This window comes from Bradyrhizobium sp. USDA 4369, assembly GCF_054056435.1.
In genome coordinates this window covers 5,355,308-5,375,406 of the sequence record NZ_JBSRYH010000001.1, presented here as the reverse complement: position 1 = coordinate 5,375,406, position 20,099 = coordinate 5,355,308, and the positions used below count along the sequence as shown (strand labels likewise).

The following is a 20,099-nucleotide window of genomic DNA, read 5'->3' as shown; positions in this document are numbered from 1 at the left end:
GAGCGAATGGGGAGTCGCGAATGGTGAGTAGCGAATAGCGAACGACTCGCCCACCCGGATTCCCATTCGCTACTCCTTATTCGCCATTCGCCCTCTCTCACGCCGCCCCGTCGCGCAGCGGCGGCGCGAAGGACAGCGCGGTGTCCCAGGGGAAGAAGATCCAGGTGTCCTGCGAGACCTCGGTGATGAAGGTGTCGACCAGCGGCCGGCCCTTGGGCTTGGCGTAGACGGTGGCAAAATGGGCGTCAGGCAGCATCTCACGCACCAGCTGCGCGGTCTTGCCGGTGTCGACGAGGTCGTCGACGATCAGCAGCCCCTTGCCGGTGCCGCTGCCGAGCTTGAGCGTATCCTCGGAGATCGCCTTCAGGATATTGAGCTCGCCCTGGCGGGTGTGGTCGTAGCTGGCGATGCCCACCGTGTCGATCACGCGGATGCCGAGTTCGCGCGCGACGATCGCCGCAGGCACCAGCCCGCCGCGGGTGATCGCGATGATCGCGGCGAACGGGCCGGCATCGTTCAGCCGCCAGGTCAGCGCGCGGCAATCGCGGTGGAACTGGTCCCAGGACACCGGGAAGGCACGCCCCGCCCGCTCCTCTGCCGTCAACGTCTTATCCGCCATCTCGTCTCGTCCGTCTGTTCTCGAAGCCGCCTTCTGCTTAGCGCGTCACGTTGAGCCCGGCGAGCATCTCCTTCACCGCCGCCATCGCCGCCGACAGCTTGTCCTGGTCGCGCGAGCGCACCACCAGATGCGTGTTCGGCTTCTGGTCCTCGTCGATGAAAGGATAGCTGCCGATGATGGTGTCGGGATGCGCCTTGGCGATCTCGCGCAGGGGCCCGCCGATATCGCCCTCGCGGGCATTGGCGCGCACGGTCTCCGACAGCATGCGCACGCCCGATTTCAGCTTCGGCGCCACGATGTCCATCATCGCCTGCATGATCGAGGGCACGCCGGCCATGACGATGACATTGCCGAGCTTGAAGCCCGGGGCCAGGATGGTCGCGCTCTGGATCAGCTCGGCGCCATCGGGGATGCGCGCCATGCGCAGCCTTGCCTCGTTGAGGTCCTGCTCGCTCCATCGCTCACGGAACCGCGCCACGACCTCGGGATGATGGTCGATGCCGACGCCGAATGCCTTGGCGATCGCGTCGGCGGTGATGTCGTCATGGGTCGGGCCGATGCCGCCGGTGGTGAACACATAGGTGTAGCGGTGCCGCAGCGCATCGAGGGCCGCGATGATCTCCGGCTCCTCGTCGGCGACCACCCGCACCTCCTTCAGGTCGATGCCGAGATTGGTCAGGTATTCGGCGATGAAGCCGATATTCTTGTCCTTGGTCCGGCCGGACAGGATTTCGTCGCCGATGACCAGCAACCCCGCGGTGACGATCTCGCTCATGGTTTCTCCTCGCATCTGACGTCTCTTTTGGCCCGCGCCGAAGCCAATGTCATCCGTAACGTCGCAGCTTATGCCGCGGATTTGAGCATCATGCAGCCGGTTTTTAAGGCAGACCTCCCGGCGCCCCACGAAATGCCGCAGGAGAATGCATATCGCGCTGGCCCGGCCCTTGCTACCATCATGCAGAGTCATGCAGTGTATGACGAGGCTGGGACACACGGGCATCTATGGCAGTTGCGTTCGACGAAATGAACGAGCCGGGCGGCGACGTCCGTCAGGCCTATCAGGAGCTGTCGCGGTGGCTGAAGGAAACGCCACCGGAGGCGCTGGAATATCGCCGCCATGAAGCGGAGCTGTTGTTCCGCCGAATCGGCATCACCTTCGCCGTCTATGGCGAAGCGGAGGCGCAGGAGCGGCTGATCCCGTTCGACGTCATCCCGCGAATCCTCTCCGGCAAGGAATGGGCGCTGCTGGAGAAGGGGCTAAAGCAGCGCGTCAAGGCGCTGAACATGTTCCTGCGCGATATCTATCACGGCCGCGACATCCTGCGCGCCAATGTCGTGCCGGACGACCTGATCTTCCAGAACCCGGTGTTCCGTCCGGAGATGAACGGCCAGGACGTGCCGCACGACGTCTATGTCCACATCGCCGGCATCGATATCGTCCGCGTCGACGCCAACGACTTCATCGTTCTGGAAGACAATGCGCGCACGCCCTCGGGCGTGTCCTACATGCTGGAAAACCGCGAGATCATGATGCGGCTGTTTCCGGATCTGTTCGCGCGCCACCGCGTCGCGCCGGTCGAGCGCTATCCGGACGAATTGCTGTCGGCGCTGCGCTCGGTGGCGCCGCTCAGCGCCTCGGCCGAGCCGACGGTCGCGCTGATGACGCCCGGCATCTATAATTCCGCCTATTACGAGCACTCGTTCCTGGCCGACAAGCTCGGCATCGAGCTGGTCGAGGGCCGCGACCTCATCGTCAAGAACGAGGAGGTGTTCATGCGGACGACGGAGGGCCTGAAGCGGGTCGACGTGATCTATCGCCGCGTCGACGACGACTTCCTCGATCCCCTCACCTTCCGGCCGGATTCGGCGCTGGGCGTGCCCGGCCTGATGTCGGCCTATGCCGCCGGCAACGTCACGCTCGCCAATGCAGTCGGCACCGGCATCGCCGACGACAAGGCGATCTATTCCTACATGCCGGATATCGTGAAGTTCTACCTGGACGAGGAGCCGATCCTGAAGAACGTCCAGACTTGGCGCTGCCGCGAGCCGCAGGATCTGTCCTACGTGCTCGACCATCTCGGCGAGCTCGTCGTCAAGGAGGTGCACGGCTCCGGCGGCTACGGCATGCTGATCGGACCGGCCGCCACCAAGGCCACGATCGAGGCGTTCCGCGACAAGCTGAAGCGCGAGCCGGAGGGCTTCATCGCCCAGCCGACGCTCGCATTGTCCACCTGCCCGACCTGCGTCACCTCGGGACTTGCGCCGCGGCATGTCGATTTGCGCCCGTTCGTTCTGACCGGACGCGACCGCACCACCATCGTTCCCGGCGGCCTGACCCGCGTGGCGCTGAAGGAGGGATCGCTGGTGGTGAATTCCAGCCAGGGCGGCGGCACCAAGGACACATGGGTGCTGGATGAGTGAGTGTCGGTTTGCGCGCGTCGAGCCGCCAGCTCGCTCTCACCTCTTCCGGCCCGCGGCGGAGAACACGCATCAGGGCCTCATGGTTCGGGACGCGCCGCAAGCGGCGCTCCTCACCATGAGGGCCTCGGGTCTCGCCTCGCATGCAGCCATCGCCCCGAGGAGCACGCCGCAGGCGTGCGTCGCGAAGGACGGCCGCAGGCGCGTTCGTCGCAAACGCTCGACCCCACGATTCCCCGGATCCGCGCCTGCCTTCCCCGTCGCCGGGGCAGCTTCACTCCGCACCTTGTAGATTGCCCATGCTCTCGCGCACCGCCGAAAACCTGTACTGGCTGGCCCGCTATGTCGAGCGCGCCGAGTATCTCGCCCGCACCATCGACGCCACCTTGCGCGTCACCGCCCTTCCCGCGGCCTATATCGGCAAGACCAATGAGTGGGAATCGGCGCTGATGACCGCCGGCGTCAATGTCAGCTTCTACGAGGTCTATGCCGAGGCCAACGAGCAGAACGTCATCGAATATCTCTCCTTCAACCAGTCCAACCCGTCCTCGATCAAGAACTGCATCGAGGCTGCGCGCCTCAATGCCCGCTCGGTGCGCACCGCGCTCACCTCCGAGATGTGGGACACCCTCAACGGCTCCTGGATCGAGCTGCAGGAGGTGTGGAGCAAGGGCACCAAGACGCGCGAGGAGCTGGCGCGCTTCCTGCGCTTCGTGCAGGAGACCTCGCTGCGCTTCGACGGCTCGGCCTACCGCACCATGCTGCGCAACGACGCCTATTGGTTCTCGCGGCTCGGCCTGCATCTGGAGCGCGCCGACAACACCGCGCGCATTCTCGACGTGAAATATCACGTGTTGCTGCCCGAGGAGGAGCATGTCGGCGGCCCGCTGGACTATTACCAGTGGACCTCGATCCTGCGCTCGGTCTCGGCGCTCACCGCCTATCATTGGGTGTATCGCGAGACGCTGAAACCCTGGCTGATCGCGGACCTCCTGATCCTCAACGACACGCTGCCGCGCTCGCTCGCCAGCTGCTACGGCAACCTCGTGCGCAACCTCGACCAGATCGGCGTCGCCTATGGCCGCCAGGGGGCGGCACAGCGCCATGCCCGCGGCGTCCGCAACCGGCTGGAGCATTCCAACATGGACGACATCTTCCAGCGCGGCGTCCACGAGTTCATCCAGGAGTTCATCGGCGACAATTCGCGGCTGGGGGAGATCATCACCAAGCAGTATCTGATCTGAGCCGCTGTGCGGCCGAGCCCTGGGCTCTGCCGCCAGAAAGACGAAAAGGCGTGCTGCCGAGCTGTGTCCGCAAGACCACGGCCCCAGGCTTGGCGCCAATCCCTCCGCTTGAGGGCCCTTCTCCCCCTTTCAGGGAGAGTTGAAACGAGCTACCGCGGACAGCACACTGACGAAAACCGGTCGACCGCCATGCGCCTGCGTATCTCCCATTCCACCACCTACCGCTATGAGCCGGCGGCGACTGGCGCCATCCAGATCATCCGCATGACGCCCGGCAGCCATGACGGCCAATATGTGGCGGAGTGGCAGATCGATGTGTCGACCGATTCCCGGCTCGATATGCACGAGGACGCATTCGGCAACGTGACCCATGTGATCACCCATGGCGCACTGCAGGACCTCACGATCACCGCCGAAGGCCTGGTCGAGACGCACGACACCGGCGGTGTGCTCAAAGGCGCGGATGAGCGGTTTCCGCCCGGCTTCTTCCTGCGCACAACCCCGCTGACGGCGGCCAATGCCGCCATGGCTGCCGTGGTGCGCGACCTGCGCGCGGAATCCGAGAGCGACGTGCTCGGCTTCCTGCACACCCTGTTGACGCAGGTCTATGAGCACATGACCTTCGACGAAGACCCGACCCACAGCGGCACTTCGGCAGCCGAGGCTTTTGCCTTGAAGCGGGGCGTCTGCCAGGATTACGCCCACATCTTCATTGCCAGCGCACGCGCCGCGGGCATCCCGGCCCGCTTCGTGTCAGGCCACTTCCTGCGCTCCGATGGTGCAGTGCATCAGGAAGCTGGCCACGCCTGGGCCGAAGCCTATGTGCCGAATCTCGGCTGGGTCGGTTTCGACGCCGCGAACTGCATCTGCACGACGGATGCCCATGTTCGGGTGGCGATCGGACTGGATTATCTCGGCGCAGCGCCAGTGCGCGGCACCCGTTACGGCGGCGGGACGGAGACGCTGACCGTAAAGGTGAAGGTCGAGCAGGTCGGCCGCGGCAGCCAGTCACAATCGCAGTCGCAGCGGCAGTCCTGAAATTCGGGACGCGCACTCCACCATCGGTGTCATTCCGGGGCGCGCGTTAGCGCGAGTCCGGACTCCATAGGGCGGCGGAACGTGCGGAAAAGTGGATTCCGGGCTCGTCGCTTCGCGCCGCCCCGGAATAACGACCTCTTTTGGAGCGGCCGCTCGCCTGGGCGACATCAATCTCGTCGGGGTTGGAAGGGCGGCCGAATTTCGCTACTAATTCGCGCTCTGGCTCGGGGGACTGACGATGACCTATTGCTGCGGAATTCTGGTGCGTGACGGGCTCGTCATGATCGCGGACACCCGAACCAATGCCGGTCTCGACAATGTCTCGACCTTCCGCAAGCTGCACATCTTCTCCAATCCAGGCGAGCGCATCGTGGCGGTCGCCAGCGCCGGCAATCTCGCCATCAGCCAGTCCGTGCTGTCGACCCTGACCGAAGGCATGGAAGATCCTGAAACGGGCGAGGTCGAGACGCTGATGAACGCGCCGACCATGTTCCAGGCCGCGCAGCGCATTGGCAAGGCGATCCGCATGGTGCACGCGACCGAGGGCCCGGCCCTCAAGGCCGAGGACATCTCGTTCGATGTCTCCTTCCTATTCGGCGGCCAGATCAAGGGCTCGCGGATGCGGCTGTTCATGGTCTACACCGCCGGCAATTTCATCGAATGCACCACTGACACGCCGTATTTACAGATCGGCGAGCACAAATACGGCAAGCCCGTGCTTGACCGCGCTATGCATTACGATGTCGAGCTCTACGAGGCTCTGAAGACCGGTCTGATCTCGATGGATTCGACGATGCGCTCCAATCTCGGCGTCGGCCTGCCGATCGACGTGCTTGTGGTGCGCGCCGACGCCTGCGAGGCCGACCTCAACCATCGCATCGAGGCCGGTGAGCCCTATTTCCACGATCTCCGCTCGCGCTGGTCGGCGGCCCTGCGCGCTGCACATAACAACATTCCGCGGCCGCCCTATAAGACTCAGAGCGAAGTGAAACATTGACGCGGCACAACGCTCAAAACTGCAAAACGTGAAAACTGAAGGTGAGGACACATGGCTGAGGCAAAGAAGATCGCGCTGGTGACGGGCGCAGGCACCGGTGTCGGCCGCGCCGCATCGCTGGCGCTGATGAATTCCGGCTTCACCGTGGTGCTCGCCGGCCGCCGCAAGGAGATGCTGGAGGAGACCGCCAAGCTCGGCCCGGCCGGCATGAGCCTGCCCGTACCAGCCGACATGATGGACCCCGCCTCGATCGCGGCGCTGTTCGACACCGTGAAGTCGACCTATGGCCGGCTCGACGTGCTGTTCAACAATGCCGGCATGGGCGCGCCGCCGGTGCCGTTCGAGGACCTCACGATGGAACAGTGGCAGTCGGTGGTCGCCACCAACCTCACCGCGCCGTTCCTGTGCACGCAGCACGCCTTCCGCATCATGAAGGACCAGACGCCGCGCGGCGGCCGCATCATCAACAACGGCTCGATCTCGGCGCATGCGCCGCGGCCGTTCTCCTCGCCCTACACCTCGACCAAGCACGCCATCACCGGCCTGACGAAAGCGTCGAATCTCGATGGCCGCGCCTATGACATCGCGGTCGGCCAGATCGACATCGGCAATGCCGAGACGCCGATGACCGAACGCATGGTCGGCGGCGTGATGCAGCCGGACGGCCGCATGATGCCGGAGCCGCGCATGGACGTGAAGGCCGTCGCCGATGCCGTCGCCTACATGGCCGGCCTGCCGCTCAGCGCCAACGTTCTGTTCATCACGGTGATGGCCACCAAGATGCCGTTCGTCGGCCGGGGCTGACTGTCTCGTAGATGGCGTGAGTCTTGTAGCCCGGATGAGTGGATAGCTCCGCCCGAGGGGCGGAGGCGTCCGCGATATCCGGGGACACACGAACTGCGTGTGTGAACCCGGATATCGCTGCGCTCATCCGGGCTACGGCATCGAGATCGGTTCACCAAAATCCGCTCCATCGTCCTTCGCGTCCCCGGCCCAATCCTCCGGCAATACACCGTCGCGGACATAGTGATGAAACGACGAATGTGGCCAGTCGAGCACCCGCCGCGTTAGGCCGTGCTTGACCGGATTAAAATGAACATAGTCGACGTGCCGCTCGAAATCGTCGTCATCACGGATGGTATGCTCCCAGAACCGTCGCTGCCACAGCGCGAGTTCACCATTGCGTCGGCGCGGAACAACAAATCCGGCGTTCAATAAGGCGCTGCTGAAGGCCCCTTTGATCATGCGCCAGCGGCCTGGAAAGTCTGCATCTCCGGCCGGCAACGTCATCACAACATGCAAATGCTCGGGCAAAATCACGATGGCATCAATCTCGAACGGTCGCTTTACGCGCGCAGTTCGAAAGGCATCTTTCAACAGTTGGATGTGTTCAACGAGAGCGCACGAGCGACGATCAGCCAACGTGACCGTGAAAAAATAGGCGCCCCCCGACATGCGATGACGTCGATAGCGAACCATCGTGGCCCCGGGGAGGCGACCTTAACTTGATGAGATCAGAGGCGGCCGAACAGTATTCGTTCTTGGCCCGGGCGGATGTCAACATGCGAGTGCGTAGCCCGGATGAGCGCAGCGACATCCGGGACCTCACGAATTGCACATGTGAACCCGGATATCGCTGCGCTCATCCGGGCTACAAAGATGCGCCTATTCCAGCCGCTCGACCTTGCGCAGCGTTGGAAACAGCTTCATCCAGAGCAGCGCGATCGCGATGGTGCCGAGGCCGCCGAGCACGGCGGCGGGCATGGCGCCGAACAGCGCGGCGGTGACGCCGCTCTCGAACTGGCCGAGCTGGTTGGAGGCGTTGATGAACAGGAAGTTCACCGCGCCGACGCGGCCGCGCATCTCGTTCGGCGTGGCGAGTTGCACCAGAGAGAAGCGGATGACGACGCTGATCGTGTCGGCGGCGCCGAGAATGGCGAGTGCAAGGACCGACACCCACATCACATGCGACACGGCGAACACCACCGTGGCGGCACCGAACACGATCACGGCCTGGAACATGCGCAGCCCGACACGCCGCCTGATCGTATAGCGCGCCAGCACGGCGGTCATCGCCAGCGCGCCGACGGCAGGCGCCGCGCGCAGCACGCCGAGGCCGAACGGCCCGGTGTCGAGAATGTCCCGCGCATAGATCGGCAGCAGCGCCGTGACGCCGCCGAGCAGCACCGCGAACAAATCGAGCGAGATGGTGCCCAGGATCGCCGGATTGGCCCGGATGAAGCGGACGCCGGCGAACAGGTCGTCCTTGCTGCCGTCGAGGCGCTCGGCCGGCACGTCGGCCGGCACCCGCATCAGGCCGGTCAGCGCCATGCCGGCGAGCCAGAACAGCATCATGACGCCATAGGGCAGTCCAGGCGCGACCGCATAGGCGAAGCCACCGATGGCAGGGCCGGCGATGGTCGCCAGCTGCGCTGCCCCGCTCGACAGCGCGCTCGCGCGCTGCAAGGTGCCTTCCGGCGCGATCAGCGGCAGCAGCGCGGCCGTCGCCGGGCTCTCGAACGCCCCGGCGATGCCGAGCACGAAGGTGGCTGCGAACAGCTGGATTTCGCCGAGCTGGCCGGCGTAGGCGCCCCAGCACAGATAAAGCGCGGTGAGCGCCTCGGCGAGCTGGCAGAGCTGGACCACGCGCTTGCGCTGAAAACGATCGGCGGCGCTGCCGGCGACGAAAACCAGCAATGCCGTGGGCAGGAATTGGATCAGCCCGACCATGCCGAGATCGAAGGCGCGTCCCGTCAGATCGTAGATCTGCCAGCCGATCGCTACCGCCGCGATCTGGCTCGCGAAGCGCGACAGGCTGCGGGACGACAGGAAGAACAGGAACGCGCTTTGCTTCAACAGATCGCGCGCGCCGATCGGGACGGTGGTCGACATGATGGGGCCTGCGTGACGCAGGCCCAGATGCTTGTCAATCGCAAGTCCCGCATAGCGGCATGGCGTTGCGCGGGGCGGTTCCCTGCGCTCATAATCCACCGGTTGGTTTGGGGGATTTGATGCTTCAGCTGCAATCGGCGTTCGGAATCGTCGCGCTGCTCGCGATCGCCTGGGCGCTCGGAGAGAACCGGCGCGCGGTGTCGCTGAGGCAGGCCGCGTTGGGACTGGTGGTGACGCTCCTCACCGCGGTCGTGCTGCTCAAGGTCCCCGCCGTCGCCCGCGCCTTCGGCGCCATCAACGACGCGGTCGGCGCGATCTCGCAGGCCTCGCGCGCCGGCACCTCCTTCGTGTTCGGCTATGTCGGCGGTGGCGCCCTGCCGTTCGATCTGAAAGCGCCCGGCGCCGATTTCGTCCTCGCCTTCCAGGCGCTGCCGATCGTGCTGGTGATGAGCGTGCTGACCACCCTGCTGTTCTACTGGCGGGTGCTGCCGCCGCTGGTGCGCGGCATGGCCTGGCTGCTGGAGCGGACGCTCGGCGTCGGCGGCGCCGTCGGCCTCTCCACGGCCGCGAACGTCTTTCTCGGCATGGTCGAGGCGCCGCTGTTCATCCGCCCCTATCTGGCGCAGATGACGCGCAGCGAGTTATTTCTGGTCATGACCGGCGGCATGGCCGGCATCGCCGGCACTGTGCTGGTCCTCTATGCGACCTTGCTTGCTCCGCTCATTCCGGACGCAGCCGCGCATTTCGTCATCGCCTCGGTGCTCGGCGCGCCGGCCTCGATCCTGATCAGCCTGATCATGGTGCCGGAAACCTCGAAGCAGCTGACCGGGGGCGCGCTCGGCGATCCCGACATGCTGGCCTCCTCGACCATGGACGCCATCGTCAAGGGCACCAGCGCCGGGCTCGAGCTGCTGATGAACATCATCGCGCTGCTGCTGGTGCTGGTGGCGCTGGTGCATCTCGCCAACGCCATCCTGTCGCTCTTGCCCGCGATCGGCGGCGCCGCCATCTCACTGCAGCGGCTGCTCGGCCTGGCGATGGCGCCGGTGTGCTGGCTGATGGGCCTGCCGTGGCCGCAGGCGGTCACGGCCGGGAGCCTGATGGGCACCAAGACGGTGCTCAACGAGCTGATCGCCTATGTCGAGCTGTCCAGGCTCGACACCGCCGTGCTCGATCCCCGCGCGCGGCTGATCATGCTCTATGCGATGTGCGGCTTCGCCAACTTCGCCAGCCTCGGCATCATGATCGGCGGCCTCGGCACCATGGCGCCGACGCGCCGCGACGAAATCAACGCGCTCGGCCTGAAATCGATCGTCTCAGGCACGCTGACGACATGCTTGATGGGGGCGATCGTGGGGGTGTTGACGTAGCAACGCACCTCTTCGCCCGCGATGGCATGCGCGGCCGCGTGTCCGTCAGGGACGGACGAGCGACAGCGGGCGCAATTCAGAGAGGCATCTGCGACAAACAAGGCTGCTCCGGATCACCATGCGTTTCCACGAAAACGCATCCACATCTTATCTCTTTGTTGGAGCATGATCGTTTCGGAAAGCCGGCTCCCACCTTTGCGGATCATGCTCGAAAGCTCCACCGTCCGGTCAAGCGCACAGCTTGGTTTTCTTCAGGATCTGACGCATGTCGCCGAGCTGGGCACGGCACGACTCCGCTGCCAGAGCCTTCGCCTCCTTGTCCCGTCCCTGCGCGTACAGTGCCAGTGCCATCAGGGCCGACGCCCCGGAGCGCACCGGCCCGCCCGCCACGTCTGACGCCGAGATCGATATCGCGGCGCGCGCTGCCGTCTCGGCGGATGCGAAGCTGCCCTTGTCCATGAAGTAGATCGCACGGAACAAATGACTCCGCGGGTCCTTCGGATAGCGGGTGACGAGATCGAGAGACCGCCTGGTGATCTCGCTGCCATTCGCCGGCAGCTCCGACGCGCGGATGTAATTCTGGGCATCGGCCATATAGAACGAATAATGCGCAGCGGCGAAGCCGGCGCACACCAGACAGACAACGCATCCGGCGAGCAGGGTCATGCTGCAGCGCCGCGGCAGGCTGTCATAGGACCAGAAGACGAGCCACGGCATGATGGCAAGTGCGCCGCCGGCCAACGCCCCACCCGCATGGGCAAAATAGTCGACATTGCCGGAGGCGCCAAAGGCCAGCGGCAACAAGGCTGGAACGCCGAAGAACAGCGACGTCTTCAGTCTCGACATCGTCTGATCGGCGTCCGCTTCGGGATCGAAGCTCGCGACGAACAGCGCGGCGATGAGCCCGGAGATGGCGCCGGACGCGCCGACGCTGACGATGCCGGGAGCATTGCCCGAGAGCGAGCCCACCGTCCCGGCCAACGCGCTGGCCACAAAGATCAGCGAAAACCAGCCCCGGCCGATCAGCGACTCCAGCCTGACGCCGACGATGAACAGCGCGACGCAATTGCCGATCAGGTGCCCCTCGCTGCCATGCAGAAGCGGCGCAAGGCCGATCCGCCACCACTCTCCCCGTCCAACGATCAAGTCGTAGCTGGACGCGCCATACGCAATCAGCGAGCGGACATCGAGCGAACCGTCCGGCGCAACGTCGATCGCCAGACGGCGTTGCAGCGCGAAGATCAGGAGCAGAAAGACAATCAGGCCGATGGTGACGAAGGGAATATCGGCCAGAAGCCTGTTGCCGCGAAAAAGCGTTTCCTCATCGGATGAATCGCGATCGGTCACGGCGGCTGGAGCAATCGGCGCGGCGACGGGCTGAAACGCGGCTCTTGGGGGCGATGCCACGACACCGCGTCGGCCAAACGTGTTTGTCGCCATGAAAGCTTCCCCGCATTCTGACAGGATTGACCTAGCGCGGAATACTTTCGCAAAATTGGTGTCGTGCCCTGTGACAGCGGTTGAAATTATCCGATTGGTAACCGCCCGGTTGCACGGATATCGCGTTTTGTCGCGATCGATGCGTGACACTCAAGCACGATGGCGCCAGCGCCAACGATGTTTTCGCCTTCCAATTCAATCGTCTCGGGTTCCGTCACCACCTGCCTGATCGGAGCGCTCGCGGGCCTGCTCACGTGAGCTGAAGTCGGTCGTATCAGGCAACAGGCGTGGCGCCACCGCAGCCATCACATGCTCCGAGCCCTCGGCCGTCAGATGCGCATGGTCGAAGGACAGTGGGACATTGCTGGCCGTGAGCGGACAGCGCCGGTCCTCGCAGATGGCTGACAGGATCGACACGTAGGATAGTCCCTCTCGCGGCGGCAACGCCGCCTGCATCGCCGCGTCCAGCGCGAAGATGTCCGAGCGGACGAACGCCGCGGGCTCCGGTGTCACGCCGCGCAAGGTGGCGCGCGCCAGCATCGATGGCAGCCGCGCCCGGAACTGCAGCGAGGGGCCGAACAGAACCACCGGAATGCCGGCGTCGCGCAGACGCCCGATGGTTCGCCGGAGGTCCCGCACCATGCCCGCGAAGCGCGGCGGCCGGGCATTCTCGAGCCAATCCGCCGACATCACGACCAGGTCAGGTCGTGCCTGGGCGAAGTATTCTCCCATCTGAACCGCGAACGCCCGGCACACCCCGACGCCCTGGGTCTCGGCGCTGAAGGTCGGCATGCAGGTGGGCTGGCTCGCCTGCATGATATGGACCGTCTTCGGATCAAGGTGAGCCCTGAGGCCGTGAAAATAATGCGCAGCGAAGCTGTCGCCCCAAAGCAGAATGTTGGTCTTGCCCGAGACCGGACGCAGGCAGTCCTCGGCAACCCGCCCATCCGACGTCGTGAAGCACGCGCCATAGCGATAGACCGGCTTCATGTCGTAGCTGTTATAGGCATCGAAGCGCTGCGCGGCGCGGTCGGCCTCCGATACGGCGCCGCCGCGCAACAGCCCCACGCCGCTGCCTGCCAGCAGCAGCAGGCTCGCCAGCATAGCAAGGCTGAAGGCGGCGCGCGGCGTGGCTGCGATCTGACGAGATCGGAACGGCTGCTCGACGTAGCGCCAGGACAGCGCGGCCACGGCGACTGTCAGCGCGAACAGGCCCGCCCGCTCCCAGCCGTCGAGCGCGAGGCCCGGCTTGGCGAAGCGCGCAAACGCAAACAGCGGCCAGTGCCAGAGATACAGCGAGTAAGAGATGCGGCCGACGAACGCCGCCCATTTGAGCGGTGACATCCGATGGCGCGGCACGTTGGCCACGCCAGTCCCGCTCCACAGAAACAGCACCGCGCCGAGGCAGGGCGCGAGCGCGTTGAGGCCGGGAGAGCCTGGCCCGGGACGCAACGCCAGAATCGGGATCGCCATCAGGATGAGCGACAGCCCGCGCGCCGCGCGCTGCAGGCCGCCTGGCGGTGGCGCAGGCAGGCGCGACACGGCCAGCAGGCTGCCGAGCAGGAATTCCCACGCCCGCGGCGGGCTGAGAAAGAAAGCGCTCGCAAAGGCGCCGTTGCGCAACAAGAGCAAGCCGAGCGCAAAAGACCCCGCGGCGAACAGCGCCAGGACCCCAGGCAGCACCAGCCTGCGCCCCTGCGCCAGCAGCTGTGCACCCCAAACGACGACGGGAAGCACCAGATAGAACTGCTCCTCGACCGCGAGCGACCAGGTGTGCAGCAGCGGCTTCTCGACCGCCGCATGGTCGAAATAGCCGGACTGCAGCCAGAAGAAGACGTTCGAGGTGAAGGTGACGACGGCGGCGGCAGACTCGAAGAACTCCGCGCGTTCGGAGCTGAGCAGGTCGTGCGACGCCGGAATCGCAGCACAGGCGACCATCACATAGAGCGCGGGCAGCAGCCGCCGTGCGCGGCGCTCGTAGAAGCGGGCGAACGAGAATTGGCCGGTTGCGATCTCGGCCGCGATGATCCCCGTGATCAGATAGCCGGAAATGACGAAGAAGATGTCGACGCCGACGAAGCCGCCGAAGATCGCCGGCGCCTCGAAATGAAAGCCGACCACGGCGAGCACCGCGATCGCGCGCAGCCAGTCGATATCCTCACGGTGGCCCAAGCCCGTGCTGGCGCCCGCGACGCGGGCAGGCCCCGGCCGGCCCGACGCCGAGCTGAAAATCGCAGCCTGACGAAATCTGGAAACAAGCGGCGGCAACGGAATGGACATGCCCTGGGCAAGCCCACAGGCGAATGCGGCATGCGCGCGCATCTGCCCTGAGCCCATCCCGCCCGGTCGAGCGGGACGTCAACACACGTGCGATGCGACCGCCGTCCATCGCGCGTGAATTGTTTCCATCCGTTTCTGTCGGCTTTACGTCGTAAGTTCGACCGTTTTGAAGTCGGCCGGCAGGATGACCTCCAGCAGCTCAACGTCGTCGGAATAATCGAGGATCATGTGCCGGATCTTCGGCGGCTGCGTCCAGCAGCTGCCCTCCTTCATCAGCGTCTCGCCAACGCCTTCAAGATAACTCTTCACCCATCCCTTGAGCACGTAGACCATCTGGAAGTCGACGGCATGGGTGTGCAGCTTCGAAACCTCCTGCGGGTTGCACGGCGGCAGCATGCGGATGACATGCGCCCGCGCCAGACCATGGGTGGCCGCCGCAATGCCGAGATCGCGGTAATGCGCATAGGCGCGCAGGCCGTCGGCCTTGAAGTCCGCCTCGTTGAAATGGCTGATCGCGACCTTCTGTTTCGGCCGCCGCGCTGCGGGTGCTGGCCGGCTTTGGCTGGCGAGCGCCTTGCGCGCGGACGTCGCCGCCCGGCCCGGCTTGGCGGGCATTTTGGCTGCGGCTTTTGCGGTCGGCTTGGTCTTTGCGGTCTTGCGCGGCGCGGCCTTCGCGGCGGCGCGTGATGCTGACTTGGTGGTGCGGCTCTTCTTGGCCATGGCGCTCTCCCCTGCGAGTCCTCCAGGCAAGGTTAGCACACATTGGAGAAGCTCAGCAGCGCCTCCATATGAGGTCGTCATTCCGGGGCTTGCGCAGCACGAACCCGGAATCCATTTTTCAGCACGTTTCGAGGCCCGATGGATTCCGGGCTCGCGCTGCGCGCGCCCCGGAATGACAGCGGTGGTGTGGCTGTCAGCTCAATGCAGCACGAACACGCCGTCGACGGCGCGCAGCTCGGCAGGCTTGATCAGCTTGGAATGCGCCACCGTCACCGAGTACAGCGGGCCCTCGATCTTCTCCTGCCAGAACGCCAGAAAGTCCTGCAGCGCCGGGAATTTCGGAAACAGGTCGTAGTTCTGCCAGACATAGGTCTGCAGCAGCGAGCGATGGTCCGGCATCCGATACAGGATCTGCGCGGTCGTCAGCCCGTAACCCAAGACCTGTTTCCGAAAGTCCTCGGAAACCTCAACCCTCGACACCATGCCAACCTCCGTTTCTGGAGCGCATGTCCGTGTGGCCAACCGGGATGGAGCCACCCGGCAAAGATGCGCTCACTGCTTCGAAATGTGACGCATGTTCTCAACCCATCTCAAGCTTAAATGTTTAACGGCATGTTGAAAAATGCTGCATTAGCAGCGACTTAGCCCGGGTGCTAATACGGGGTTTCACGATCTGTTCCGGCTCTGTTAACGCTATCGGAACACTTTGGCAGAGCGCGCAGTTGACTGCTAATTTTTCTGCTACACACCCTTGCCCGGCCCCCAACTCTCCCCTAAATCCAGCCGGCGTGCTGGCACTCGCCGGCAGCGACTGCCAAAATTCCAGAAACTGACAATCGCCTCAATAGCTTAGGAGGACTGTATGGCTTTCCGTCCGCTTCACGACCGCGTCGTGGTCAAGCGCATCGACGCCGAAGAGAAGACCGCTGGCGGCATCATCATCCCCGACTCGGCCAAGGAAAAGCCCTCGCAGGGCGAAGTGATCGCGGTGGGCCCGGGCGCACGCGACGAGAGCGGCAAGCTGGTCCCGCTCGACGTCCAGGTCGGTGATCGCGTGCTGTTCGGCAAGTGGTCGGGCACCGAGGTCAAGATCGACGGCCAGGAGCTGCTCATCATGAAGGAAAGCGACATCATGGGCGTGCTCACCGACACCGCGTCGAAGAAGAAGGCCGCCTAAGCGCTGTTGCCCCTCATCCTGAGGAGCCGGCGCAGCCGGCGTCTCGAAGGATGAGGCCTCGACCACCTCCTCATCTCGTCCTTCGAGACGCCCGCCCAAGGTTCAATCGACCATGACGGGCTCCTCAGGACGAGGAGCAACGTTCAACCCAGGGAAACCCAATATGTCAGCGAAAGACGTAAAGTTCGGCGTCGAAGCCCGCGACCGCATGCTGCGCGGCGTGGACATCCTCGCCAATGCCGTGAAGGTCACGCTCGGTCCGAAGGGCCGCAACGTCGTCCTCGACAAGTCGTTCGGCGCTCCGCGCATCACCAAGGACGGCGTCACCGTCGCCAAGGAGATCGAGCTCGACGACAAGTTCGAGAACATGGGCGCGCAGATGGTGCGCGAAGTCGCCTCGAAGTCCGCTGATGCGGCCGGCGACGGCACCACCACCGCGACCGTGCTGGCCCAGGCCATCGTGCGCGAAGGCGCCAAGGCGGTTGCCGCCGGCATGAACCCGATGGATCTGAAGCGCGGCATCGACCTCGCGGTCGAGGCCGTCGTGGCGGATCTCGTCAAGAACTCCAAGAAGGTGACGTCGAACGACGAGATCGCCCAGGTCGGCACCATCTCCGCCAACGGCGACGCCGAGATCGGCAAGTTCCTCGCCGACGCGATGAAGAAGGTCGGCAACGAGGGTGTCATCACCGTCGAGGAAGCCAAGTCGCTGGAGACCGAGCTCGACGTCGTCGAGGGCATGCAGTTCGACCGCGGCTACATCTCGCCCTACTTCGTCACCAACGCCGACAAGATGCGCGTCGAGATGGACGACGCCTACATCCTGATCAACGAGAAGAAGCTGTCGTCGCTGAACGAGCTGCTGCCGCTGCTCGAGGCCGTGGTGCAGACCGGCAAGCCGCTGGTCATCGTCGCCGAGGACGTCGAGGGCGAGGCGCTCGCCACCCTGGTCGTCAACCGCCTGCGTGGCGGCCTGAAGGTCGCGGCCGTCAAGGCTCCGGGCTTCGGCGATCGCCGCAAGGCCATGCTGCAGGACATCGCGATCCTGACCGGTGGCCAGGCGATCTCGGAAGACCTCGGCATCAAGCTCGAGAACGTCAACCTCTCCATGCTCGGCCGCGCCAAGAAGGTGATGATCGACAAGGAGAACACCACGATCGTCAACGGCGCCGGCAAGAAGGCCGACATCGAGGCGCGCGTGCAGCAGATCAAGGCGCAGATCGAGGAGACCACCTCGGACTACGACCGTGAGAAGCTGCAGGAGCGTCTGGCCAAGCTCGCCGGCGGCGTCGCGGTGATCCGCGTCGGCGGCGCGACCGAGGTCGAGGTCAAGGAGCGCAAGGATCGCGTGGATGACGCGATGCATGCGACCCGCGCGGCTGTCGAGGAAGGTATCCTGCCGGGCGGCGGCGTCGCCCTGCTCCGTGCTTCCGAGCAGCTCAAGGGCCTGCGCACCAAGAACGACGACCAGAAGACCGGCATCGAGATCGTCCGCAAGGCGCTCTCCGCTCCGGCCCGCCAGATCGCGATCAACGCAGGCGAGGACGGCTCGGTCATCGTCGGCAAGATCCTCGAGAAGGAGCAGTACGCCTACGGCTTCGACAGCCAGACCGGCGAGTACGTGAACATGGTGTCCAAGGGCATCATCGACCCGACCAAGGTCGTGCGTGCGGCGATCCAGAACGCAGCGTCGGTGGCCGGCCTGCTGATCACCACCGAGGCGATGGTCGCCGAGCTGCCGAAGAAGAACGCCGGCGGCCCCGCGATGCCTCCGGGCGGCGGCATGGGCGGCATGGACTTCTAGGGTCCGGCTACTCTCGCGAAATACGAAGGGCGCAGCGCAAGCTGCGCCCTTTTCGTTTGGGCGCCGGCTCGTTGACTGCGATGCGCCACGTAACACATCATGGGCGAGGATCCGAGGTTTCGCTGCGCAAAGGAGAGGATGATGGCTCGTCGACGCCCTCATTCGGCGACACACGACGCGCTCTCTCCATCGTCATTGCGAGCGCAGCGAAGCAATCCAGAACCACGCAAGGACTCTGGATTGCTTCGCTGCGCTCGCAATGACGGGACAAGCTGAAGGAGCGGAGGACGTCAGCGACAGCGCTGCTCGTAGCCGGGATGAGCGACAGCGTGCGCTGCACGCGCGCAGGGCGATAGCATCCGGGGTCTCACGCGCTCTGTCTGAGAACCCGGATGTCACTGCGGCCTCCGCCCTGCGGGCGCAGGACTCCGCTCATCCCGGCTACAGCACTGACTACCTTGCGCGGGACTCAATCCCGCGTCTGATACGCCGCAAAACACTCGCGCAGCCAGCCGATCACGATCCGCGCGGCTGCGTCGCGCTTCAGATGGGTCTGCACCAGCAGCCAGACATCGCGCCGGCGCGGCAGCTGTGTCACGCGCAATGATTGATCGGCGAGCAGATCGCGGCAGGCATGTTCGGGCAGCACGGCCGCGGCCTGGCCGCTCCGCAGCAGCTCCGACATCACGCGCACATTGTCGGTGACGCAGCGGGCCGCAGCGAACAGCCCGCGCTGCTTCAGGACCTGCTGCTCCGGGATGCCGTCAAGATCGTCCGGATAGGCGCAGACGAAGCTCGGCGCGGCGCCGGCAGGCTCGATCAGAAAGAGCGCGATGGTGCCGAGCCGGGTGATGGTGAAATCGCCCTTCTCCGGCTTGCGCAGCCGGATCGCGAAATCCGCCTGCCAGCGCGAGAAGCTGACATTCTGGCTGGCGGTCAGAAGATGCAGCAGCAGACCGGGATGAGCCGCAAGCAGCGCTGCCAGGCGCGGCGCCAGCACGTTCTCTGCGACCGCTGCGGTCGTGGCAATCCGGAACCGGCCGCTCGGTCCCGACTGATCCGCCGCACTCCGCGCGATCGCCGCGGCATGGCCGGCCATCGCATCGACATGCGCCAGCACCGTCGCGCAGGCCGCGGTCGGGCGCCGTGCGCCGTCGGCGGCCTCGAACAGGCGCACGCCAAGCGCGGTCTCGATCCGCGCCAGCCGCCGGCCGACCGTCGTCTCGTCGATGCGCAGCCGGGCGCCGGCGCCGGAATAGCTGCCGGCGTCGCGCACCGCCGCGATGATGCGCAGATCGTCCCAGTTCATCCGGGAGCCGTAACACGCCGTGCGGCCCGCCTGCAAATCCGCAGCCATTGGCTGCAGCATCCTGCGTTGCTGCAGGCGCTGCTCGGCCTAGGATGATGCCCACCGCTCCACCGAGACGATATCCATGACCGCCCCCAAGACCCTGCTCGAGCTTGCCGGCGCCGACCTCCGCCTGCCGTCCCTCGCCAAGTCCAGCCTCGTGCTGATCGATATCCAGAACGAGTACCGCGACGGGCCGATCGCCCTGCCCGGCGCCGAGCCTGCGATCGCCTGCGCGGCGCGGCTGCTGGCCCGCGCAAGGTCCGCTGGCGCACAGGTGTTTCACATCGCCCATCGCGGCCGCGAGGGCGGCCTGTTCGACCGCACCGCACCGCGCGGCGCGATCGTCGATGCGCTGGCGCCGCGCGCCGACGAACCGGTCATCGAGAAGACGCTGCCGAATGCGTTTGCCGGCACCGACCTGTCGGCCCGGCTGTCCGCCTCGGGCCGCAAGAACCTGGTGCTCGCCGGCTTCATGACGCATATCTGCGTGTCGTCGACCGCGCGCGCCGCGCTCGATCTCGGCTACCGCGTCACCATCGACGCCGACAGCTGCGCGACGCGGGATCTACCCGACGGCCGCGGCGGCGTACTTGCGGCCGCCCTGGTGCACGACGTCGCGCTGGCCGAGCTCTCCGACCGCTTTGCCATCATCGCCCGCGACAGCACGGCTCTGGCGTAGCGCTGCCGGCAGAGGCCGACACCTACTTCACCAGCCACCGACGATACGCTTGATGCAGTCGGTCTCGCCG

The 20,099-nt window shown here is 65.4% G+C and carries 18 protein-coding genes; 9 read left to right on the top strand and 9 right to left on the bottom strand.

Annotated features, from left to right (window positions below; all coding sequences use genetic code 11):
• Positions 1–97 precede the first annotated feature (97 nt).
• Complete coding sequence (gpt, locus tag ACVIJ6_RS24350) at positions 98–619, bottom strand: xanthine phosphoribosyltransferase (RefSeq protein ID WP_012045222.1); 522 nt, start codon at positions 617–619, stop codon at positions 98–100.
• 37 nt (positions 620–656) lie between these two features.
• Positions 657–1,394, bottom strand: a complete 738-nt coding sequence (locus ACVIJ6_RS24345) for a competence/damage-inducible protein A (protein ID WP_012045223.1) — start codon at positions 1,392–1,394, stop codon at positions 657–659.
• Between the two features lie 227 nt (positions 1,395–1,621).
• Between ACVIJ6_RS24345 and ACVIJ6_RS24340 the strand changes: the two genes are divergently transcribed.
• The 5 genes from ACVIJ6_RS24340 (at position 1,622) to ACVIJ6_RS24320 (ending at position 7,120) form a co-directional block, all read left to right on the top strand.
• Positions 1,622–3,040: a circularly permuted type 2 ATP-grasp protein gene (locus ACVIJ6_RS24340; protein WP_456774771.1), complete on the top strand. Its 1,419-nt coding sequence runs from the start codon at positions 1,622–1,624 to the stop codon at positions 3,038–3,040.
• Between the two features lie 296 nt (positions 3,041–3,336).
• On the top strand, positions 3,337–4,281 hold the full coding sequence (locus tag ACVIJ6_RS24335; RefSeq protein WP_012045225.1) for an alpha-E domain-containing protein: 945 nt from the start codon (positions 3,337–3,339) through the stop codon (positions 4,279–4,281).
• Between the two features lie 189 nt (positions 4,282–4,470).
• A complete protein-coding gene (locus ACVIJ6_RS24330; RefSeq protein ID WP_456774770.1) occupies positions 4,471–5,319 on the top strand; it encodes a transglutaminase family protein in 849 nt (282 codons plus the stop codon).
• Between the two features lie 238 nt (positions 5,320–5,557).
• Positions 5,558–6,316 carry a proteasome-type protease gene (locus tag ACVIJ6_RS24325; protein ID WP_012045227.1) on the top strand — a complete coding sequence of 253 codons (759 nt, stop codon included), beginning with the start codon at positions 5,558–5,560 and terminating at the stop codon, positions 6,314–6,316.
• Between the two features lie 51 nt (positions 6,317–6,367).
• Positions 6,368–7,120, top strand: a complete 753-nt coding sequence (locus tag ACVIJ6_RS24320; protein ID WP_456774769.1) for an SDR family oxidoreductase — start codon at positions 6,368–6,370, stop codon at positions 7,118–7,120.
• A 132-nt stretch (positions 7,121–7,252) separates the two neighbouring features.
• Here the strand turns inward: ACVIJ6_RS24320 and ACVIJ6_RS24315 are convergent, their stop codons facing one another.
• Together ACVIJ6_RS24315 and ACVIJ6_RS24310 are read right to left on the bottom strand one after the other, a co-directional pair.
• Entirely contained in the window at positions 7,253–7,795 is a 543-nt protein-coding gene (locus ACVIJ6_RS24315; RefSeq protein WP_456774768.1) for an REP-associated tyrosine transposase, read from the bottom strand.
• Positions 7,796–7,981: 186 nt separating this feature from the next.
• Positions 7,982–9,208, bottom strand: a complete 1,227-nt coding sequence (locus ACVIJ6_RS24310) for an MFS transporter (protein ID WP_456774767.1) — start codon at positions 9,206–9,208, stop codon at positions 7,982–7,984.
• A gap of 119 nt (positions 9,209–9,327) precedes the next feature.
• Here ACVIJ6_RS24310 and ACVIJ6_RS24305 point away from each other — a divergent pair, with 119 nt between their 5' ends.
• Positions 9,328–10,578 (top strand): NupC/NupG family nucleoside CNT transporter, encoded by a 1,251-nt coding sequence (locus ACVIJ6_RS24305; protein WP_456774766.1) that lies wholly within the window; start codon positions 9,328–9,330, stop codon positions 10,576–10,578.
• 228 nt (positions 10,579–10,806) lie between these two features.
• Here the strand turns inward: ACVIJ6_RS24305 and ACVIJ6_RS24300 are convergent, their stop codons facing one another.
• The 4 genes from ACVIJ6_RS24300 to ACVIJ6_RS24285 all read right to left on the bottom strand — a co-directional run bounded on the left by ACVIJ6_RS24300 (position 10,807) and on the right by ACVIJ6_RS24285 (position 15,501).
• Positions 10,807–12,168 carry a rhomboid family intramembrane serine protease gene (locus ACVIJ6_RS24300; protein WP_456774765.1) on the bottom strand — a complete coding sequence of 454 codons (1,362 nt, stop codon included), beginning with the start codon at positions 12,166–12,168 and terminating at the stop codon, positions 10,807–10,809.
• Between the two features lie 45 nt (positions 12,169–12,213).
• Positions 12,214–14,190: an acyltransferase family protein gene (locus tag ACVIJ6_RS24295; protein ID WP_456774764.1), complete on the bottom strand. Its 1,977-nt coding sequence runs from the start codon at positions 14,188–14,190 to the stop codon at positions 12,214–12,216.
• A 252-nt stretch (positions 14,191–14,442) separates the two neighbouring features.
• Positions 14,443–15,018, bottom strand: coding sequence for a cupin domain-containing protein (locus tag ACVIJ6_RS24290; RefSeq protein ID WP_456774763.1), 576 nt, complete (start codon positions 15,016–15,018; stop codon positions 14,443–14,445).
• Positions 15,019–15,216: 198 nt separating this feature from the next.
• Positions 15,217–15,501 (bottom strand): usg protein, encoded by a 285-nt coding sequence (locus ACVIJ6_RS24285; protein ID WP_456774762.1) that lies wholly within the window; start codon positions 15,499–15,501, stop codon positions 15,217–15,219.
• Positions 15,502–15,880: 379 nt separating this feature from the next.
• On the opposite strand from ACVIJ6_RS24285, the gene groES reads away from it, so the two are divergent.
• Both groES and groL read left to right on the top strand, forming a co-directional pair.
• Positions 15,881–16,195 (top strand): co-chaperone GroES, encoded by a 315-nt coding sequence (groES, locus tag ACVIJ6_RS24280; RefSeq protein ID WP_008966485.1) that lies wholly within the window; start codon positions 15,881–15,883, stop codon positions 16,193–16,195.
• Positions 16,196–16,358: 163 nt separating this feature from the next.
• On the top strand, positions 16,359–17,999 hold the full coding sequence (gene groL / locus ACVIJ6_RS24275; protein WP_456774761.1) for a chaperonin GroEL: 1,641 nt from the start codon (positions 16,359–16,361) through the stop codon (positions 17,997–17,999).
• Positions 18,000–18,468: 469 nt separating this feature from the next.
• On the opposite strand, the gene ACVIJ6_RS24270 is transcribed toward groL, so the two are convergent.
• Entirely contained in the window at positions 18,469–19,308 is an 840-nt protein-coding gene (locus ACVIJ6_RS24270) for a LysR family transcriptional regulator (protein ID WP_456777073.1), read from the bottom strand.
• 124 nt (positions 19,309–19,432) lie between these two features.
• Between ACVIJ6_RS24270 and ACVIJ6_RS24265 the strand changes: the two genes are divergently transcribed.
• The gene (locus tag ACVIJ6_RS24265) at positions 19,433–20,029 is read left to right on the top strand and encodes a cysteine hydrolase family protein (protein ID WP_456774760.1); all 597 of its coding nucleotides are present in this window, start codon (positions 19,433–19,435) and stop codon (positions 20,027–20,029) included.
• The last annotated feature ends 70 nt before the right edge of the window (positions 20,030–20,099 follow it).

Excerpts from the sequence above, each read along its gene's own strand:
- ACVIJ6_RS24335 (WP_012045225.1), top strand. The coding sequence starts at position 3,337 with ATGCTCTCGCGCACCGCCGAAAACCTGTACTGGCTGGCCCGCTATGTC.
- ACVIJ6_RS24330 (WP_456774770.1), top strand. The coding sequence starts at position 4,471 with ATGCGCCTGCGTATCTCCCATTCCACCACCTACCGCTATGAGCCGGCG.
- ACVIJ6_RS24305 (WP_456774766.1), top strand. The coding sequence starts at position 9,328 with ATGCTTCAGCTGCAATCGGCGTTCGGAATCGTCGCGCTGCTCGCGATC.
- ACVIJ6_RS24290 (WP_456774763.1), bottom strand. The coding sequence starts at position 15,018 with ATGGCCAAGAAGAGCCGCACCACCAAGTCAGCATCACGCGCCGCCGCG.
- ACVIJ6_RS24320 (WP_456774769.1), top strand. The coding sequence starts at position 6,368 with ATGGCTGAGGCAAAGAAGATCGCGCTGGTGACGGGCGCAGGCACCGGT.
- groL (WP_456774761.1), top strand. The coding sequence starts at position 16,359 with ATGTCAGCGAAAGACGTAAAGTTCGGCGTCGAAGCCCGCGACCGCATG.
- gpt (WP_012045222.1), bottom strand. The coding sequence starts at position 619 with ATGGCGGATAAGACGTTGACGGCAGAGGAGCGGGCGGGGCGTGCCTTC.
- ACVIJ6_RS24270 (WP_456777073.1), bottom strand. The coding sequence starts at position 19,308 with ATGAACTGGGACGATCTGCGCATCATCGCGGCGGTGCGCGACGCCGGC.
- ACVIJ6_RS24315 (WP_456774768.1), bottom strand. The coding sequence starts at position 7,795 with ATGGTTCGCTATCGACGTCATCGCATGTCGGGGGGCGCCTATTTTTTC.
- ACVIJ6_RS24285 (WP_456774762.1), bottom strand. The coding sequence starts at position 15,501 with ATGGTGTCGAGGGTTGAGGTTTCCGAGGACTTTCGGAAACAGGTCTTG.
- ACVIJ6_RS24310 (WP_456774767.1), bottom strand. The coding sequence starts at position 9,208 with ATGTCGACCACCGTCCCGATCGGCGCGCGCGATCTGTTGAAGCAAAGC.
- ACVIJ6_RS24345 (WP_012045223.1), bottom strand. The coding sequence starts at position 1,394 with ATGAGCGAGATCGTCACCGCGGGGTTGCTGGTCATCGGCGACGAAATC.
- ACVIJ6_RS24265 (WP_456774760.1), top strand. The coding sequence starts at position 19,433 with ATGACCGCCCCCAAGACCCTGCTCGAGCTTGCCGGCGCCGACCTCCGC.
- groES (WP_008966485.1), top strand. The coding sequence starts at position 15,881 with ATGGCTTTCCGTCCGCTTCACGACCGCGTCGTGGTCAAGCGCATCGAC.
- ACVIJ6_RS24325 (WP_012045227.1), top strand. The coding sequence starts at position 5,558 with ATGACCTATTGCTGCGGAATTCTGGTGCGTGACGGGCTCGTCATGATC.
- ACVIJ6_RS24340 (WP_456774771.1), top strand. The coding sequence starts at position 1,622 with ATGGCAGTTGCGTTCGACGAAATGAACGAGCCGGGCGGCGACGTCCGT.